This is a genomic window from Klebsiella sp. DY2415 (genome assembly GCF_026314315.1).
GTDB classification, from domain to species: domain Bacteria; phylum Pseudomonadota; class Gammaproteobacteria; order Enterobacterales; family Enterobacteriaceae; genus Klebsiella; species Klebsiella ornithinolytica.
In genome coordinates this window covers 2,037,426-2,054,662 of record NZ_CP111115.1, presented here as the reverse complement: position 1 = coordinate 2,054,662, position 17,237 = coordinate 2,037,426, and the positions used below count along the sequence as shown (strand labels likewise).

Genomic DNA, 17,237 nt, shown 5'->3' with positions numbered 1-17,237 from the left:
CGTTGCATATTCCACTCATCATACCAGAGCCGCTATAGAGCAGATAGCGTCAGGAAGTAATTAAAAGGGGATCGGCGTTTCATTTTCAACTTTTCGTTCTCTCCGTCATTGCGCGAACGCGGGGCGAAGTAAGTTGCTTCCCGTTTTGCTCAACTGGTAATCTTGTGAATAGTTACACGTAAAATTATGTCATTAATTTGACGGGAAGGAAGTCTGTCGTGGAAATGTCTTATGGCCGCGCTCTGTGGCGCAATTTTCTTGGCCAGTCCCCTGACTGGTATAAACTCACTCTCATCATTGTTTTAATCGTTAACCCTCTGGTTTTTCACCTCAATCCGTTTATTGCCGGCTGGATGCTGGTGGTGGAATTTATCTTTACCCTCGCCATGGCGCTCAAGTGTTATCCGCTCCTGCCGGGAGGCCTGCTGGCGATTGAGGCGGTGATGATCGGCATGACCAGCCCGGAACATGTCCGTGAAGAGATTGCCAGCAATCTGGAAGTGCTCCTGCTGCTGATGTTCATGGTGGCGGGGATCTATTTTATGAAGCAGCTGCTGCTGTTTATCTTTACCCGCCTGCTGCTGGGGATTCGCAGTAAGATGCTGCTGTCGCTCTCTTTTTGTCTCGCCGCGGCCTTCCTCTCCGCCTTCCTCGATGCGCTGACCGTTGTGGCCGTGGTGATCAGCGTCGCCGTTGGCTTCTACGGCATTTATCACCGCGTCGCCTCCGCGCGCCCGGATGATAACGATATCCTCGACGATAGCCACATCGACCAGCATTATCGTGAAGTGCTGGAACAGTTCCGCGGCTTTCTGCGCAGCCTGATGATGCATGCGGGCGTCGGGACGGCGCTGGGCGGCGTGATGACCATGGTGGGCGAGCCGCAAAACCTGATTATTGCCAAGGCGGCGGGCTGGCACTTCGGCGAGTTCTTTTTGCGGATGGCGCCGGTGACGCTACCGGTCATGATCTGCGGCCTGCTGACCTGCCTGCTGCTGGAGAAAACCAAACGGTTCGGCTACGGCGAGCCGTTGCCGCCAGCCGTACGTAAAGTGTTACAAGAGTTCGACGATCGCAGCCGCCAGCAGCGCAGCCGTCAGGATCGCCTGCGGCTGATTGCTCAGGGGATTATCGGCATCTGGCTGGTGACCGCGCTGGCGATGCACCTCGCTGAAGTCGGGCTGATTGGCCTGTCGGTGATTATTCTGGCCACCACCTTTTCCGGCGTCACCGATGAACACGCCATTGGTAAAGCCTTTACCGAAGCGCTGCCGTTCACGGCCCTGCTGACCGTATTTTTCGCCGTGGTTGCGGTGATCATCGACCAGCACCTGTTTACGCCGGTGATTCAGTTTGTCCTCCAGGCCTCACCGCACGCCCAGCTGTCGTTGTTCTATCTGTTTAACGGGTTGCTGTCGTCGATTTCCGACAACGTCTTCGTCGGCACGGTGTATATCAACGAAGCCCGCACGGCGCTGCACAACGGCGTTATCAGCCTGCCGCAGTTTGAACTGCTGGCGGTGGCGATCAATACCGGCACCAACCTGCCTTCCGTCGCCACGCCTAACGGCCAGGCAGCGTTTCTTTTCCTGCTGACCTCCGCGCTGGCGCCGCTGATTCGCCTTTCCTATGGCCGCATGGTGTGGATGGCGCTGCCCTACACCATCGTCATGACCCTGGTGGGGCTGCTGTGCGTTGAATTCACATTGATGCCTGTTACCCAGTGGATGCTCGATCATCAGTGGATCGTAACGCCGCTGCTCCCCTGAATACGAAAGCGACCTTCCGCCGCCGATCGGCGGAAGGTCAAAATTCTTTTACGTAATATTTTCGGGCTTGCTGCTGGCGTCGGTTCGGTTTTCGTTTACACTGCCATGATTTAGCATGTTCCAGGGAAATGACTATGTTGCGATATTTAAACCAGTGCTCGAGGGGACGCGGAGCCTGGCTCCTGATGGCGTTAACCGCTTTTATCCTTGAATTAGTCGCACTGTGGTTCCAGCACGTGATGTTGCTGCAACCCTGTGTGATGTGTATTTATGAACGTTGTGCATTATTAGGCATTATGGGCGCCGGTATTGTCGGAGCCATCGCGCCAAAAACGCCGTTACGCTATGTGGCGCTGGTCATCTGGCTATACAGCGCGCTGCGCGGTCTGCAGCTGGCGTGGGAACACACCATGATTCAGCTGCACCCTTCCCCGTTCCAGACCTGCGATTTCGCCGCCCGTTTTCCGACGTGGCTCCCGCTGGATAAATGGATCCCGCAGATGTTCGTCGCCAGCGGCGACTGCTCCGTTCGTCAGTGGGAGTTTCTGACACTGGAGATGCCGCAGTGGCTGGTGGGGATCTTCGCCGCCTATCTGATCGTGGCGCTGCTGGTGCTGATTGCCCAGCCTTTCAAACCGAAAAAACGCGATCTCTTCGGCCGCTAAGTTCGTGGTAGTAAAAACGCTCCTTCAGGGGCGTTTTTTTGCCTGTCGATTGACGATGCCACCTTAAAAGATGCATATTAAATGCATCTTTTAAGTATCCACTAAGGAGCCGACGATGTCACACCTGCGTATTCCTGCTCACTGGAAAGTTAAACGCTCCACGCCATTTTTCACCAAACAGAACGTCCCCGCCGCCCTGCTCAGCCACCACAATACCGCCGCCGGCGTTTTCGGCCAGCTGTGCGTGATGGAAGGAACCGTCACCTATTATGGCTTTGCTGACGAACAGGCAAGCGAACCGGAAGTCAAAGTGGTGATTAACGCCGGCCAGTTTGCCACCAGCCCGCCGCAGTACTGGCACCGCATCGAGATGAGCGATGATGCCCAGTTCAATATCAACTTCTGGGTTGAAGAAGAGAGCCATGGCGAAAACGGCCTGTTTCACGCTAAGAAAGCCTGACCCCGCCGCTCAGAGAGCCTGAAACACAAAACCCGCCTCGCGGCGGGTTTTAGCAAACGTTAGCAAGCGGTAACGCTTTACTGCGCCCAGTCGGGCTTATTGAGGATATGATCCTGCCAGTCGCGCACCGTCTCTTCTTTAACCGCAATATGGCGTACGGAGATGCGTTCGCCATGCATCGCCGCTTTCGAGCCGCTGAGCAGCGGGTGCCAGTGCGGCAGAGGCTTCCCTTCCGCCAGCAGGCGATAGGCGCAGGTCGGCGGCAGCCATTCGAACGTTGGCAGATTATCGCGGGTCAGCTTGATGCAGTCCGGCTCATACTCGAAACGTCGCTCATAGTTCCGGCACTGGCAGGTTTTAATATTTAACTGACGACAGGCGACGTTGGTGAAATAGATCTCATCCGTATCCTCATCCATCAGCTTATGCAGGCAGCACTGTCCGCAGCCGTCGCACAGTGATTCCCACTCCGCGTCGGTCATTTCATCAAGTGTTTTTTGCTGCCAGAAAAGTTGTTCGCTCATAGGGGATGTCCGTCATTGCCATTCAGGGTGCACCTTATAACCAGTCTGGCACGCTGATGCAAGTTTTGCCGCCCGCAAAGGCGGCAAAAGGACGTTACAGTACGCGGGTGGAGAGCGTCAGACCATTAAAGCCGACTTCCAGCTCATCGCCGCTACTCAGCGGCCCGACGCCTTCTGGCGTGCCGGTCAGGATGATATCGCCGGCTTTGAGCGTAAAGAAACGCGACATATAGGCAATCAGCGGAACGATTTTATGGATCATATCGGCCGTCGTTCCCTGCTGGCGAACATCGCCGTTCACTTTCAGGCTCAGCGGCGTATTTTGCGGGTCGCTATGAAATTCTGCCGCCGGAATAAAACCGGAAACCGGGCAAGAATTATCAAAGCCCTTGGCTTTTTCCCACGGCTGGCCGGCTTTTTTCATCTTACCCTGCAGATCGCGCAGGGTAAGATCCAGCGCCACGCCGTAGCCCGCAATCGCTTTTAGCACGTGCTCTTCCGTCGCCTGACGCAGCGTGCTGCCAATCAGCACCGCCAGTTCAACTTCGTGATGCACCGAACCCAATCCTTCGGGGAGCACCAACGGCTGGCGGATATCGCATAGCGCCGTCTCAGGTTTAATAAACAGCACCGGTTCTTCCGGCATTGCACTGCCCATTTCCTTAATGTGGTTTGCATAATTGCTGCCCACGCAAACGACTTTACTTACCGGATAATCCAGTAATGCTCCCTGCCAGTTATGATGTTGGTACATTATTTCCCCTCGGTGGGTTAATCAGATTTATTCCCCTGTTCCGCCAGGTGTTTCTTAAGTAGATTCTCAGTCGGAGGAGGAAGTTGGAGATAATAGCCCTGATCAATCAGCGACTGTTTGACTTTTTCCAGATCGGCACCGGCAAGCTTTTTCCGTCCGTCGAGCGGTAAAAGCATGGTCATCTGCGGCGTGCCGAAGCTTGCCATCAGTTCGACAGGAACGCGTGAGAAATCGTCCCTTTTTTCGACATATAAATAGGTTTGCTCACGTTTAGTACTTCGATAGATCACACAAAACATAGTTTTACTCGGAATTAGACCCGTGGTCACTTGCCTCAATATATGAGTGACTATAACATGCCTTTTAGTCTTCGGAATATCACCGCACTTCGGCGGGTGATAAACAGCAAATTGAGTAAGGCCAGGATGTCAAATACGCCAATCGAACTTAAGGGCAGTAGCTTCACCTTATCTGTCGTTCATTTGCACGACGCAAATCCCGAGGTTATTCGTCAGGCGTTAGAAGACAAGATCGCCCAGGCTCCCGCTTTTTTACGTCACGCTCCGGTCGTTGTGAATATCAGCAATGTCGAAAACGACGTTGACTGGCGCCCTATGCATGAAGCCATTGCGAGCACCGGTTTACGGATTATGGGCGTGAGTGGTTGCAAAATCCCGCGGCTGAAAACGGAAATCGACCGCACCGGGATTCCTTTACTGACGGAAGGGAAAGAGAAAATCCCCCGCCAGGCGACGCCAGAGCCGGTCGCGCCGCCGCCAGTTGTTAATCCGATCACAAAAACGCGTTTAATTGATCTGCCGGTACGTTCCGGTCAGCGCATTTATGCACCAAACTGTGATCTGATTGTTACAAATCATGTGAGTGCCGGTGCGGAACTTATTGCCGATGGTAACATCCATGTTTATGGCATGATGCGGGGACGCGCACTCGCGGGCGCAGGCGGCGACAGAGAAGCGCAAATATTTTGTTCACACCTCACGGCGGAACTGGTTTCCATCGCAGGGGAATACTGGCTGAGTGATAATATCCCGGCCGAATTTTATGGCAAAGCGGCCCGCCTGCGTCTGGGTGATACCGCTTTGACTATTCAACCGTTGAGTTAGTCCCTTTTTAACAAGGAATTTCTATGGCACGCATTATTGTTGTGACTTCGGGTAAAGGGGGCGTTGGCAAGACCACCTCCAGCGCGGCCATCGCTACCGGTTTGGCCCAGAAGGGAAAGAAAACTGTCGTTATCGACTTTGATATCGGTCTGCGTAACCTCGACCTGATTATGGGCTGCGAGCGTCGGGTCGTTTATGACTTCGTCAACGTGATTCAGGGCGATGCCACGCTGAATCAGGCGTTAATCAAAGATAAACGCACCGACAATCTCTATATCCTCCCCGCCTCCCAGACGCGTGATAAAGATGCGCTGACCCGCGAAGGTGTAGATAAAGTTCTCGAAGAACTGAAAAAGATGAATTTCGATTTTGTGGTCTGCGACTCCCCTGCAGGCATCGAAACCGGTGCGCTGATGGCGCTCTATTTTGCCGATGAAGCCATCATCACCACCAACCCGGAAGTCTCCTCCGTTCGTGACTCCGACCGTATCCTCGGTATCCTCGCCTCCAAATCCCGCCGCGCGGAAAATGGCGATGAGCCGATCAAAGAACACCTGCTGCTGACCCGCTACAACCCAGGTCGTGTCAACAAAGGCGACATGCTGAGCATGGAAGATGTTCTGGAAATCCTGCGTATCAATCTGGTAGGCGTAATCCCGGAAGATCAGTCCGTGCTGCGGGCATCAAACCAGGGTGAGCCGGTTATCCTGGATGACGCGTCAGACGCAGGCAAGGCCTATGCCGATACGGTTGAACGTCTGCTCGGAGAAGAACGTCCTTTCCGCTTCATTGAAGAAGAGAAGAAAGGTTTCCTCAAACGCCTGTTCGGAGGATAAATTATGGCATTACTCGACTTTTTTCTCTCGCGGAAAAAGAACACGGCCAACATTGCGAAAGAGCGCCTGCAAATCATCGTCGCGGAGCGTCGTCGCGGCGACGCTGAACCGCATTATCTGCCGCAGTTACGCAAAGATATTCTGGAAGTGATTTGTAAGTATGTACAGATCGACCCGGAAATGGTCAGCGTTCAGCTGGAACAACGGGATGGCGATATTTCGATTCTGGAGTTGAACGTGACTTTGCCAGAAACGGAAGAGTCGAAGTCCTGAGCCAAATAAACCCGACAGCCTTGCGCTATCGGGTTGGTCGACTTAGTGGCCCGGAGAGTCTGTCCGGGCTTTTTGCTGTGGCTTAGCGCGGGTATTCGCTTAACAACGCCTGTAGACGATCGGCCATCAGCTCGCTTCGCCAGCCGGAAATCAGCTCAGGTCGCCCGTTTCCGCTTTTCAACTGCCAGTGCCAGTTCAGCAGCTGATTAATCTGTCGTCTTGACGCCAGCAGCTCAGCGCTCAGCCCCTTCTCGGTACTCACTTCCTGCACCAGCGCTTTAATCTCTTTAAAGACTTTGCGGTAGCCCGGCATATCGATCAGGTTTTGCAGCGGCTCCGGCAGCGCCTCTTCAGGCAACTCCTGGGCTTTCGCCACCAGACTGATCAGCGTCTTACCGTGAAAACGAATTTCGCTGCCGGACAGGCCGAGGCTATCAAGTTCACCGAGACTCCCCGGCATATAGCGCGCCACGTTCCACAGATGCTCTTCACGAACGACAAAATTGACCGCCATATCGCGATCGCGCGCCTTACGTAAACGCCACTCCGCCAGCAGCTGCAGACAGCCCAGTTGACGGGTGCGCAGCTGCCAGGCGTTGCCGATATCACGCCACGCCTGCGCCGGGTCCTGCACTTCCTGACGGCGTTGCTGCATCAGACGGCACTCGTCCAGCGCGGCATCCAGCCAGCCAGCGGCCTCGGTTTCCGCCATCAGCTTGCTGGCGATCGGCAGAAGATACCAGACATCTGCCGCCGCATAGTCGCACTGACGCTGGGTCAGCGGACGAGCCAGCCAGTCGGTGCGCGACTCGCTCTTATCCAGCGCAATGCCGGTATACTCTTCCACCATTGACGCAAATCCCCAGGACATCGGGCGCCCGCAAAAAGCGGCCAGAATCTGAGTATCAATCAACGGCTGCGGCATCAGGTTAAAGGTGTTGAGGAACACTTCCAGATCTTCACTGCCAGCGTGCAGGTACTTGGTGACGTCTTTGTTCAGCAGCAGCTCACGCATCGGCGCCCAGTCGGTTATCTCCAGCGGGTCAATCAGCGAAACCTGTTCCCCGTCAAACAGCTGCAGCAGGCCCAGCTGCGGATAGTAGGTGCGGGTGCGGACAAATTCTGTATCCAGCGCAATCGCGGGTGCCGCGTTTGCCGCTTCACAGATGGCGCGAAGACCATCGTCGGTGGTGATCATCTGATAGTTCAAATCATGCTCTCTTAACTTGCGCCCATAAAAAACGCCGGCTTAGCCGGCGTCTGGCGACTCTCGTATACCTTAGGCTTTATTGTCTACTTTAGCGCGGGCTTCGTCACGCAGTTCTCGCCGTAAAATTTTTCCAACATTGGATTTCGGCAGTTCATCACGGAATTCAACCAGTTTCGGTACTTTGTATCCGGTCAGCTGGCGGCGGCAGAAGGTGATCAGCGCCTCTTCGGTCAGCGACGCGTCTTTCTTGACGACGAAAATCTTCACCGCTTCACCGCTGCTGCCAGACGGTACGCCAACGGCAGCTACCTCCTGAACGCCAGAATGCTGCATCACCACATCTTCGATTTCGTTCGGATAGACGTTAAACCCGGAGACCAGAATCATATCTTTTTTGCGATCGACGATGCGCAAAAAGCCTTCATCGTCCATCACCGCAATATCGCCGGTATGCAGCCAGCCGTTTTTGATGATTTCAGCGGTCGCATCGGGGCGCTGCCAGTAGCCCAGCATCACCTGCGGGCCTTTCACGCACAGCTCGCCCGGTTGGCCCGGCGCGACCTCATTATCGTCATCGTCCACCAGCTTCGCTTCGGTCGACGGAACCGGCAGCCCGATACTGCCACTGTGGTAGTCAATATCGTGTGGGTTCACGCTGACCAGCGGCGCGCACTCCGTCAGGCCATAGCCCTCCAGCAGATACTGACCGGTGAGCTTAACCCACCGCTCGGCCACCACCTGCTGCACCGGCATTCCGCCGCCGGCGGAAAGATGCAGAGAAGAGAAATCGAGCTGCTGAAACTCTTTGTTGTTAAGCAAGGCGTTGAACAGCGTATTGACCCCGGTCATTGCGGTGAACGGGTATTTTGCCAGCTCTTTGACCAGCCCCGGGATATCACGCGGGTTGGTAATCAGCAGGTTCTGGCCGCCGAGCTCAATGAACAGCAGGCAGTTCATGGTCAGCGCAAAAATGTGGTACAGCGGCAGCGCCGTCACGACAAACTCTTTCCCACGATGTAGCAGCGGCCCGTAGGTCGCATTCACCTGCTCGAGGTTAGCCAGCATATTGCGGTGGGTGAGCATTGCCCCTTTCGCCACGCCGGTAGTGCCACCGGTGTACTGCAGGAAAGCCAGATCGGCACAGACAATGTCGGGTTTAACGTACTGCATGCGATAACCGGCATGCAGCGCGCTGCGGAAAGAGATCGCATCGGGGAGGTGATACTTCGGCACCAGACGCTTGATGTACTTCACCACGAAATTCACCAGGGTGCCTTTCGCTGTCGAGAGCTGATCGCCCATCCGGGTCAGGATCACATGTTTAACCTGAGTTTTCTCGACCACTTTCTCCAGGGTATGGGCAAAGTTGGAGACGATCACAATCGCCGCCGCCCCGCTGTCATTCAGCTGATGTTCAAGCTCACGCGGCGTATACAGCGGATTGACGTTCACCACAATCATCCCCGCGCGCAGAATACCGAAGAGCGCAATGGGGTATTGCAACAGGTTAGGCATCATCAGCGCGACGCGATCGCCCTTTTGCAGCCCCAGTCCCTGCTGAAGATAAGCGGCGAACGCCCGGCTGCGCTCCTCCAGCTTACGGTAGGTCATCACCTCGCCCATGTTGATAAACGCCGGTTGGTCGGCGTAGCGCGTGGCGGCATGTTCAAATAATTCAACCAGGGATTGGTAGCGGTCAGGATTTATCTCCGCCGGAACATCGGCGGGATAGCGGTTTAGCCAAACCTTTTTCACTGCATCACCTCTGAAATAGTTATTCGTCGTCATCACAGCCCCTGATCAACAAACATTCTGTTAACATTATATTAACTCAGCGTACCAGTTTATTAATTAGGCGTTTTACAGGTTGCGAAGCGCGTCACTATTTATTTTTCTTATTAGTCCAAAAATAAAGAAACAGCGGACAAGCCGCTGTTTCTTTTAGCTTACAAAAACCACAAAATCATTCAGTTACAACATTTCTGACTTCCGCAGGGCCCGGATTGTACCAGCCCCAGCCGCCATAACCGTAAGCCCAGGGGCGCGGACCGATCATCCACGGATCGATGGGCTGCGGCGGCATCACCACCTGCTGCACCACGTTCCAGCGCTTATAGCCGGTCGCATTCATCAGCATAAATTTGTACGGTGTGCCGCCGACTTTTCCGTCAACGACGCCGGTAATCGGGCCAACGACGGTCACCAGCTGGCCGCGGAAATCAACCGGATCAAGGAAGCCGTTCACATCGGCGAAGATGCGCCCGCGTGATGCTTCGTTCAGCTCAGGCCGGGCACCGCTGTCCAGCGGAACCGTGGCAATTTCCAGACGGGTTTTACCCTGTTGATTCTGGACGTTGACGACTTTACCGCCAAAACGGGCTTCCTGACCAACGTAGAGCTGTGGCGCGGCCATGACCCGGACTAAATCTTGCTGTGGCGTCGGGCTGGAGCCTTTAATCACGTCCGGCACCGACACGCATCCACTTAACGCGACGGCAACGGCGCCCGCTAATAACCAACGTACTGCTTTGTTTTGACCCGCCATGATGCGACTCCTTCTCTCAGTCTTATACCTACTGAGATTCATCCTCGGCCAGGAAGTTTCTTCCACGCCACGTCGTTACGCAAATAAACCGGTTCGGCTTTGTCTACAGCAACGGTTTTCCCGGCAGCGAGCAGGTAGCAGGCCAGCGGCAGCATATCTTCCGCCGCCGGTAGCGTCATATCACCGTCGGTTAAGACCAGCGAAGTCTCCTTCGCCAGATCGGGCCAGGCCTGCCAGCCGGTCCCTACCGTCGCCCAGCTACCGTCAAGCTGTTGCAGACGTTCGCGAACGGCATCAGGTTTCAGCACCGCTTCGCTCTCTTCGCCGTGCCAGACGCCCTGCTCATCGCGCTGATATTCAGCCCAGTACACTTCACCCATTCGGGCATCGATGGCCGCCAGAACGCGGGTGGCCCCGGTTTTACGCCATGCGCCCTGCGCCATGGTCGCCAGGGTCGATACGCCAATCATCGGCAGTTCAGCCCCCAGCGCCAGCCCCTGAGCAATGCCTATACCAATGCGCACGCCGGTAAAGCTGCCTGGCCCGCGGCCAAAGGCCAGAGCGTCCAGCTCGGTCAGTGAGACATTGCTTTCATTCAGGACATCCTGCACCAGCGGCAGAATACGTTGGGTATGTTCACGGGGACAAATTTCGAAATGAGCACAAAGGGTGCCATCATTCCACAGCGCCGCGGAGCAGGCCTCCGTGGCGGTATCGATAGCCAAAATTCGCATGAGTTGTCGCGCTCTCGCTCTAGCAGATTGACAAAATGGCGCGCAGCTTACCACATTTTGCGACAGATTACCTCGCCGGCGGCACGGCGAGGAAACGCACCGCCCGGCGGATATCGCGGGTTCGCGGCGCTGGCGGCAGGCTGGCGAGGAAGACGGCGCCATAGGGGCGCATCACCAGTCGGTTGTCGCAAATGACCAGCACCCCGCGATCGTCGATATCGCGGATCAGACGCCCGACCCCTTGTTTCAGCGTAATGACCGCATCCGGCAGCTGGACTTCGTCAAACGGATCGCCGCCGCGCAGGCGACAGTCTTCCATTCGCGCTTTCAGCAGCGGATCGTCCGGTGAGGTAAACGGCAGCTTATCGATAATCACCAGCGATAGCGCATCGCCGCGCACATCCACCCCTTCCCAAAAGCTGCTGGTCGCCACCAGCAGAGCGTTGCCGGCGCTGACAAACTGCTGCAACAGCTGCCCTTTACTGGTTTCCCCCTGTAACAAAACCGGTAACGTCATGGTGGCGCGGAACTGCTCCGCCAGATCGCGCATCATCGCGTGCGAGGTGCACAGCATAAAGCAGCGGCCGTCGTTAGCTTCAATCAACGGCTTGAGCATCGCGGCGAGATGTCGCGCGGCACCGGGCTGATTTGGCAGAGGAAGGTTGCGCGGCACGCAGAGCAGCGTCTGATGCGCGTAATCAAACGGGCTGGGCAGCAGCAGCGATTCCGCCTCTTCGATGCCAAGCCGCGCGGTGAAATGACGAAGATCGTCATTAACCGACAGCGTCGCGGAGGTAAAAATCCAGCTCCCCGCTTTCTGCGCCATCACCTCTTTAAATTTTTCGGCCACGGTCAACGGCGTCAACGCCAGGGTAAAGTGGCGGGAAGTACATTCGTACCAGTAGCTGAAGCCCGGCTGGTTGATCTCTTTCAGTCGCTTGAGCCGCGCACGATAGATCGTCGCGCGTTCAAAGGCGGCATCCAGCAGCGCCGAACGACCCAGAGACAGTTTTGCCACGTCATAGCACAGCTCCAGTGCGTCATCGAGCAGCAGCAGCGCCCGCTGAATGTTGCTGTCCGCCAGCAGGTCGCGCAAATTGCCGCGATAGCCGGGCTCGCCGAGCTGCAGGCGGAAATCCTGCGCGCTCTGGGCCAGCCGGTCGGCGCACTTTTGCAGCTGCTGGGTATCTTTCAGCTCGGTGCGGTAGGCAATGGTGATATCTTTCGCCAGATCCAGCAGCTGACGACTGGAGAGCGACTGGCCAAAATACTGGCTGGCGATATCCGGAAGCTGATGAGCTTCATCGAAGATCATCACCTCCGCTTCGGGGATGAGCTCGGCGAAACCGCTCTCCTTCACCACCATATCGGCAAGGAAAAGGTGGTGGTTAACCACCACCACATCGGCATCCATCGCCTTTTTACGCGCTTTAACGACGAAGCAATCTTTGTACAGCGGGCAGTCGCTGCCGAGACAGTTGTCATTGGTACTGGTCACCAGCGGCCAGGCCTGAGAGTCTTCGGCGACGCTGACGCAGGTGCTGATATCGCCATCTATGGTTTGATTAGACCAGGATCGCAGCAAAATGACGTCGCTCAGGGTTTGCACCGGCAGATCGCCGCCGGCCAGAGTCTGCTGCTCAAGACGCTCAAGGCACAGGTAATTTGACCGCCCCTTCAGCAGCGCCAGCCTGCCGGTGAAGTTCAACGCTTTTGCCACCGTTGGCAGGTCGCGACTGTAGAGCTGATCCTGCAGCGCTTTCGAACCGGTGGAGATGATCACCTTTTTGTTGGCCCGCAGTGCCGGCGCCAGATAGGCATAGGTCTTCCCGGTCCCGGTCCCGGCTTCAACCACCAGCGGCCGCGCCTCTTTTATGGCGTGGGCCACCGCCACCGCCATCTGGCGCTGCGGTTCGCGCGGTTTAAATCCCGGAATGGCGCTGGCCAGCTGGCCGTCTGCTGCAAAATCGTCGATCACATTGCCCCCTGGTTATTTGGACAGTGATTATGTCAGGGAGGGCGTCGTTTCACCAGCCCGGGTAGTGACGTGGGCAGAACATTATGGCAGTCTTGCCGCTGTCTGATGGAATAAAACCGAAGGAAATGAAAATGACAATTACGCGTATCGATGCGGAAGCCCGCTGGTCTGATGTCGTCATCCACAACCAGACCCTTTACTACACCGGCGTACCGGCCAACCTTGACGCGGACGCCTGTGAGCAAACCGCGAACACCCTGGCGCAGATTGACGCGGTGCTGGAAAAACAGGGCAGCAACAAGTCACGTATTCTTGATGCCACCATTTTCCTGGCGGACAAAAGCGATTTTGCCGCCATGAATAAAGCCTGGGACGCCTGGGTGGTTGCCGGTCACGCCCCGGTACGCTGCACCGTTCAGGCCGCGTTAATGAAGCCTGAATACAAAGTCGAAATTAAAATTATCGCCGCGGTGTAATTACTCGTCTTCGTCTTCATCTTCAAAGCGCGCTACGATCCGGTCGCCGGTATGCGTGGCGCGCAGTTCGCTCGCCACCAGCGCAATGGCTTCACCGCTACTCATCCCGTTAGCCATCAGCTCCTGAATACGTTCTACCGCTTTTTGCTGCTGCTCGTGGCTCAGCGAAGGTAAACCTGCAAACATGACTCACTCCTGCTACATTGTGTGGCGTAATTATTTCATGCCGCCCGCCTGATTTTCCAGAGGACGGTGACGATTAGGATCGAGGAAGATGTTGTCCCCCGCTATTATTACCCTGCCATGGCACCCGGATGCTGCCGAGCGTTACTTTACTCCTTTAAGCACAACCCCGTGGGCGATGCTGCTGCATTCTGGTTTTGCTGACCATCCGCATAACCGTTTTGACATTATCGTCGCCGATCCGCTCACGACGCTGCTGACCCGCGGTGAAATAACCGCGGTGGATGACGGTCAGACGCAGAGCAGCTCAACGGCCGATCCCCTGACGCTGCTGCAGACGCAGCTGGATCGCTGCGGATTAAAGCCACAGGCGCATCCTCATCTGCCGTTCCTCGGCGGCGCGCTGGGGTTATTCGGCTATGATTTAGGACGCCGTTTTGAATCTCTGCCCGCGCACGCCGTCGCGGATATCGCGCTGCCGGATATGGCCGTCGGTATTTATGACTGGGCGCTGATTGTCGATCACCAGCGCCGCGAAGTGTCGCTGCTCAGCTATGGCGATCCGCACGCCCGCCTGCGTTGGCTGGAGGCGCAGTCCGCCGCGCCAACGACCCCGTTTGCGCTGACGTCCGCCTGGCGCTCCAATATGAGCCGCGAACAGTACGGAGAAAAATTTCGTCAGATTCAGACCTGGCTGCACAGCGGCGACTGCTATCAGGTCAACCTGGCTCAGCGCTTTCAGGCCAGCTATCGCGGCGATGAGTGGCAGGCATTTTGCCAGTTGAACCGCGTCAATCGCGCGCCGTTCAGCGCCTTTATTCGTCTGCAGGACGGCGCCGTACTCAGCCTTTCGCCGGAACGCTTTATCCAGCTTCGCCAGGGCGAAATTCAGACCCGCCCGATTAAGGGTACGCTGCCGCGTCTGGCCGATCCGCAGCAGGACGCCCGTCAGGCGGAGAAGCTGGCCAGCTCGCCTAAAGATCGGGCGGAGAATTTGATGATTGTCGATCTGATGCGTAATGACATCGGTCGGGTTGCCGAAGCCGGTAGCGTACGGGTTCCGGAGCTGTTTGTGGTTGAGCCGTTCCCGGCGGTGCACCACCTGGTGAGCACCATTACCGCCCGGTTGCCGACTCATCTGCATGCCAGCGACCTGCTGCGTGCGGCCTTCCCCGGCGGGTCGATTACCGGCGCGCCCAAAGTGCGGGCGATGCAGATCATCGATGAGCTCGAACCGCAGCGCCGCAATGCGTGGTGCGGCAGTATCGGCTATCTGAGCCTGTGTGGCAATATGGATACCAGTATTACTATTCGTACGCTGACGGCCTGGCAAGGTCAACTGTACTGTTCCGCCGGCGGCGGCATCGTGGCGGACAGCGAAGAAGCGGCCGAATATCAGGAAACGTTTGATAAAGTTAATCGTATTTTGCAACAACTGGAGAGCTAGAACATGGCGGATGGCGCCCTTGAGCTGGACGACTTTCTTTCGCGTTTTCAATTACTGCGCCCGCAGCCCTCGCGCAATGCGCTGAATCAGCGCCAGGCTGCGGTGCTGGTGCCTATCGTTCGTCGTCCGCAGCCGGGACTGCTGTTAACCCAACGCTCGCCGCGGCTACGTAAACACGCCGGTCAGGTTGCCTTCCCCGGCGGCGCCGTGGATGCCACCGATGCCACGCTGATTGCCGCCGCGCTGCGCGAAGCGCAGGAAGAGGTCGCCATTCCCCCCGGGTCGGTCGAGATTATCGGCGTGCTGCCGCCGGTAGACAGCGTGACCGGTTACCAGGTCACGCCGGTGGTCGGCATCATTCCGCCGAATCTCCACTATCACGCCAGTCAGGATGAGGTCGCTGCGGTGTTCGAGATGCCGCTCGCTGAAGCGCTGCGTCTGGGACGCTACCACCCGCTGGATATTCACCGCCGCGGTAACTCGCATCGCGTCTGGCTGTCGTGGTATCAGCACTATTTCGTCTGGGGAATGACCGCCGGTATTATTCGCGAACTGGCGCTGCAAATCGGGACTAAACCTTAGTTTTCTTCATCATGCCTGACGCGGCTGAAATTCCGGCCGCCTCCCTCGCTTCGGACCCGTCGCTATCCCCGTCGTCGGGGTATCTGTTTCGGGTATATACTCAAAATGAGAATGCGCTCTCACCATTAGTAAATTCACCGTTATCCATTAGTTTAATTCATGTGAATAGTTAAGCTGATGATGCGGTTCCCTCTTACACTATGCGCAGTTATCACATCGTTACCGCCGCTGCGGTAACCCTGTCAGGAGTATTATCGTGATTAGTATATTCGACATGTTCAAGGTGGGGATTGGTCCCTCATCTTCCCATACTGTAGGCCCGATGAAGGCCGGTAAACAGTTCGTCGATGACCTGGTCGAAAAGGGATTGCTTAATGAAGTGACCCGCGTGGCAGTCGATGTCTACGGCTCACTTTCATTAACCGGCAAAGGCCACCATACGGATATCGCCATCATTATGGGACTGGCGGGTAATCAGCCCGATACGGTCGATATTGACGCGATACCGGCATTTATCCGCGACGTTGAAACCCGCGGACGTCTGCTGCTGGCACAAGGGCAGCAAGAAGTTGACTTCCCGGCGGATGACGGCATGCGCTTTCGTAGCGACAACCTGCCGCTGCACGAGAACGGCATGACGATTCATGCCTGGGCGGGCGACAAAGAGATCTACAGCAAAACGTACTACTCTATTGGCGGCGGTTTTATCGTCGACGAAGAGCACTTCGGTAAAGAAAGTGCCAACGAACTGTGCGTGCCTTACCCGTACAAATCGGCGCAGGAGATGCTGGCCTATTGCAAGGAGACCGGGCTGTCGCTCTCCGGCATGGTGATGCAAAACGAGCTGGCTCTCCACAGCAAAAAAGAGATTGAAGACTATTTTGCTCACGTCTGGCAGACCATGCGCGCCTGTATCGATCGCGGGATGAATACCGAAGGCGTGCTGCCTGGCCCGCTGCGAGTTCCTCGTCGCGCCTCTGCGCTGCGTCGTCTGCTGGTAGCCAGCGATAAGCTGTCAAACGACCCGATGAACGTCGTTGACTGGGTGAATATGTTCGCCCTGGCCGTAAACGAAGAGAACGCTGCCGGCGGACGCGTGGTGACGGCCCCCACAAACGGCGCCTGCGGAATCGTACCGGCGGTACTCGCCTACTACGATCACTTTATCGAATCGGTCAGCCCGGATATTTATATTCGCTACTTTATGGCCTCCGGCGCCGTTGGCACCCTGTACAAGATGAACGCCTCTATTTCTGGCGCGGAAGTCGGCTGTCAGGGTGAAGTTGGCGTGGCCTGCTCCATGGCGGCAGCCGGTCTTGCCGAACTTCTTGGCGCCAGCCCGGAACAGGTTTGTGTCGCGGCAGAAATCGGGATGGAGCATAACCTGGGCCTCACCTGCGACCCGGTTGCCGGCCAGGTACAGGTTCCGTGCATCGAACGTAACGCGATTGCATCCGTGAAGGCGATCAACGCCGCGCGTATGGCCATGCGTCGCACCAGCGAACCGCGCGTCTCTCTCGATAAAGTTATTGAGACCATGTATGAGACCGGTAAAGACATGAACGCCAAGTATCGCGAAACCTCTCGCGGTGGTCTGGCAATCAAAGTTCAGTGTGACTAAACTCTCCCCATCAAATGCGCCCTTCCGGGCGCATTTTTCTCGGTTATTTATTTACA

The 17,237-nt window shown here is 56.3% G+C and carries 19 protein-coding genes; 10 read left to right on the top strand and 9 right to left on the bottom strand.

What is annotated here, in order from left to right:
- Positions 1–218: 218 nt before the first annotated feature.
- The 3 genes from nhaB to OQV00_RS09555 all read left to right on the top strand — a co-directional run bounded on the left by nhaB (position 219) and on the right by OQV00_RS09555 (position 2,894).
- Positions 219–1,769, top strand: a complete 1,551-nt coding sequence (gene nhaB, locus OQV00_RS09565; RefSeq protein ID WP_004863846.1) for a sodium/proton antiporter NhaB — start codon at positions 219–221, stop codon at positions 1,767–1,769.
- 134 nt (positions 1,770–1,903) lie between these two features.
- On the top strand, positions 1,904–2,434 hold the full coding sequence (gene dsbB, locus OQV00_RS09560) for a disulfide bond formation protein DsbB (protein WP_004863849.1): 531 nt from the start codon (positions 1,904–1,906) through the stop codon (positions 2,432–2,434).
- A 115-nt stretch (positions 2,435–2,549) separates the two neighbouring features.
- A complete protein-coding gene (locus OQV00_RS09555; protein WP_004863851.1) occupies positions 2,550–2,894 on the top strand; it encodes a TehB family protein in 345 nt (114 codons plus the stop codon).
- A gap of 77 nt (positions 2,895–2,971) precedes the next feature.
- Here OQV00_RS09555 and OQV00_RS09550 read toward each other — a convergent pair whose 3' ends face one another.
- The 3 genes from OQV00_RS09550 to OQV00_RS09540 form a co-directional block, all read right to left on the bottom strand.
- Positions 2,972–3,418 (bottom strand): YcgN family cysteine cluster protein, encoded by a 447-nt coding sequence (locus OQV00_RS09550; RefSeq protein WP_004863857.1) that lies wholly within the window; start codon positions 3,416–3,418, stop codon positions 2,972–2,974.
- Between the two features lie 94 nt (positions 3,419–3,512).
- A complete protein-coding gene (locus OQV00_RS09545; protein WP_004863860.1) occupies positions 3,513–4,172 on the bottom strand; it encodes a fumarylacetoacetate hydrolase family protein in 660 nt (219 codons plus the stop codon).
- Between the two features lie 17 nt (positions 4,173–4,189).
- Positions 4,190–4,471, bottom strand: coding sequence for a YcgL domain-containing protein (locus tag OQV00_RS09540; protein ID WP_004863862.1), 282 nt, complete (start codon positions 4,469–4,471; stop codon positions 4,190–4,192).
- 126 nt (positions 4,472–4,597) lie between these two features.
- On the opposite strand from OQV00_RS09540, the gene minC reads away from it, so the two are divergent.
- From minC to minE, 3 genes are read left to right on the top strand one after another with little or no spacing between them, the layout of a single operon-like run.
- Positions 4,598–5,296 (top strand): septum site-determining protein MinC, encoded by a 699-nt coding sequence (gene minC / locus OQV00_RS09535; protein ID WP_004863864.1) that lies wholly within the window; start codon positions 4,598–4,600, stop codon positions 5,294–5,296.
- A gap of 23 nt (positions 5,297–5,319) precedes the next feature.
- Entirely contained in the window at positions 5,320–6,132 is an 813-nt protein-coding gene (gene minD / locus OQV00_RS09530; RefSeq protein ID WP_004863866.1) for a septum site-determining protein MinD, read from the top strand.
- A gap of 3 nt (positions 6,133–6,135) precedes the next feature.
- Complete coding sequence (minE, locus tag OQV00_RS09525; RefSeq protein ID WP_002910902.1) at positions 6,136–6,405, top strand: cell division topological specificity factor MinE; 270 nt, start codon at positions 6,136–6,138, stop codon at positions 6,403–6,405.
- A gap of 82 nt (positions 6,406–6,487) precedes the next feature.
- Here the strand turns inward: minE and rnd are convergent, their stop codons facing one another.
- The 5 genes from rnd to OQV00_RS09500 all read right to left on the bottom strand — a co-directional run bounded on the left by rnd (position 6,488) and on the right by OQV00_RS09500 (position 12,872).
- Positions 6,488–7,603: a ribonuclease D gene (gene rnd / locus OQV00_RS09520; protein ID WP_004863868.1), complete on the bottom strand. Its 1,116-nt coding sequence runs from the start codon at positions 7,601–7,603 to the stop codon at positions 6,488–6,490.
- Positions 7,604–7,684: 81 nt separating this feature from the next.
- Entirely contained in the window at positions 7,685–9,370 is a 1,686-nt protein-coding gene (fadD, locus tag OQV00_RS09515; RefSeq protein WP_086816208.1) for a long-chain-fatty-acid--CoA ligase FadD, read from the bottom strand.
- Positions 9,371–9,578: 208 nt separating this feature from the next.
- On the bottom strand, positions 9,579–10,160 hold the full coding sequence (locus OQV00_RS09510; protein ID WP_032724646.1) for a Slp family lipoprotein: 582 nt from the start codon (positions 10,158–10,160) through the stop codon (positions 9,579–9,581).
- Positions 10,161–10,198: 38 nt separating this feature from the next.
- Entirely contained in the window at positions 10,199–10,894 is a 696-nt protein-coding gene (gene tsaB / locus OQV00_RS09505) for a tRNA (adenosine(37)-N6)-threonylcarbamoyltransferase complex dimerization subunit type 1 TsaB (protein WP_004863876.1), read from the bottom strand.
- Positions 10,895–10,961: 67 nt separating this feature from the next.
- On the bottom strand, positions 10,962–12,872 hold the full coding sequence (locus tag OQV00_RS09500; protein WP_004863879.1) for an ATP-dependent DNA helicase: 1,911 nt from the start codon (positions 12,870–12,872) through the stop codon (positions 10,962–10,964).
- Positions 12,873–13,003: 131 nt separating this feature from the next.
- Between OQV00_RS09500 and OQV00_RS09495 the strand changes: the two genes are divergently transcribed.
- A complete protein-coding gene (locus OQV00_RS09495; protein WP_004863882.1) occupies positions 13,004–13,348 on the top strand; it encodes a RidA family protein in 345 nt (114 codons plus the stop codon).
- On the opposite strand, the gene OQV00_RS09490 is transcribed toward OQV00_RS09495, so the two are convergent.
- Entirely contained in the window at positions 13,349–13,534 is a 186-nt protein-coding gene (locus tag OQV00_RS09490; RefSeq protein ID WP_004863886.1) for a YoaH family protein, read from the bottom strand.
- 88 nt (positions 13,535–13,622) lie between these two features.
- On the opposite strand from OQV00_RS09490, the gene pabB reads away from it, so the two are divergent.
- From pabB to sdaA, 3 genes are all read left to right on the top strand, one after another.
- The gene (gene pabB, locus OQV00_RS09485) at positions 13,623–14,978 is read left to right on the top strand and encodes an aminodeoxychorismate synthase component 1 (RefSeq protein ID WP_048024002.1); all 1,356 of its coding nucleotides are present in this window, start codon (positions 13,623–13,625) and stop codon (positions 14,976–14,978) included.
- 3 nt (positions 14,979–14,981) lie between these two features.
- A complete protein-coding gene (locus OQV00_RS09480; protein ID WP_048024000.1) occupies positions 14,982–15,560 on the top strand; it encodes a CoA pyrophosphatase in 579 nt (192 codons plus the stop codon).
- 256 nt (positions 15,561–15,816) lie between these two features.
- Positions 15,817–17,181, top strand: coding sequence for an L-serine ammonia-lyase (sdaA, locus tag OQV00_RS09475; protein ID WP_266280227.1), 1,365 nt, complete (start codon positions 15,817–15,819; stop codon positions 17,179–17,181).
- The last annotated feature ends 56 nt before the right edge of the window (positions 17,182–17,237 follow it).

Bases quoted from the DNA above. Each gene is read 5' to 3' on its own strand.
- rnd (WP_004863868.1), bottom strand. From the start codon at position 7,603: ATGATCACCACCGACGATGGTCTTCGCGCCATCTGTGAAGCGGCAAAC.
- tsaB (WP_004863876.1), bottom strand. From the start codon at position 10,894: ATGCGAATTTTGGCTATCGATACCGCCACGGAGGCCTGCTCCGCGGCG.
- OQV00_RS09480 (WP_048024000.1), top strand. From the start codon at position 14,982: ATGGCGGATGGCGCCCTTGAGCTGGACGACTTTCTTTCGCGTTTTCAA.
- minD (WP_004863866.1), top strand. From the start codon at position 5,320: ATGGCACGCATTATTGTTGTGACTTCGGGTAAAGGGGGCGTTGGCAAG.
- dsbB (WP_004863849.1), top strand. From the start codon at position 1,904: ATGTTGCGATATTTAAACCAGTGCTCGAGGGGACGCGGAGCCTGGCTC.
- OQV00_RS09510 (WP_032724646.1), bottom strand. From the start codon at position 10,160: ATGGCGGGTCAAAACAAAGCAGTACGTTGGTTATTAGCGGGCGCCGTT.
- minE (WP_002910902.1), top strand. From the start codon at position 6,136: ATGGCATTACTCGACTTTTTTCTCTCGCGGAAAAAGAACACGGCCAAC.
- OQV00_RS09490 (WP_004863886.1), bottom strand. From the start codon at position 13,534: ATGTTTGCAGGTTTACCTTCGCTGAGCCACGAGCAGCAGCAAAAAGCG.
- OQV00_RS09545 (WP_004863860.1), bottom strand. From the start codon at position 4,172: ATGTACCAACATCATAACTGGCAGGGAGCATTACTGGATTATCCGGTA.
- OQV00_RS09540 (WP_004863862.1), bottom strand. From the start codon at position 4,471: ATGTTTTGTGTGATCTATCGAAGTACTAAACGTGAGCAAACCTATTTA.
- OQV00_RS09555 (WP_004863851.1), top strand. From the start codon at position 2,550: ATGTCACACCTGCGTATTCCTGCTCACTGGAAAGTTAAACGCTCCACG.
- pabB (WP_048024002.1), top strand. From the start codon at position 13,623: ATGTTGTCCCCCGCTATTATTACCCTGCCATGGCACCCGGATGCTGCC.
- minC (WP_004863864.1), top strand. From the start codon at position 4,598: ATGTCAAATACGCCAATCGAACTTAAGGGCAGTAGCTTCACCTTATCT.
- OQV00_RS09550 (WP_004863857.1), bottom strand. From the start codon at position 3,418: ATGAGCGAACAACTTTTCTGGCAGCAAAAAACACTTGATGAAATGACC.
- OQV00_RS09495 (WP_004863882.1), top strand. From the start codon at position 13,004: ATGACAATTACGCGTATCGATGCGGAAGCCCGCTGGTCTGATGTCGTC.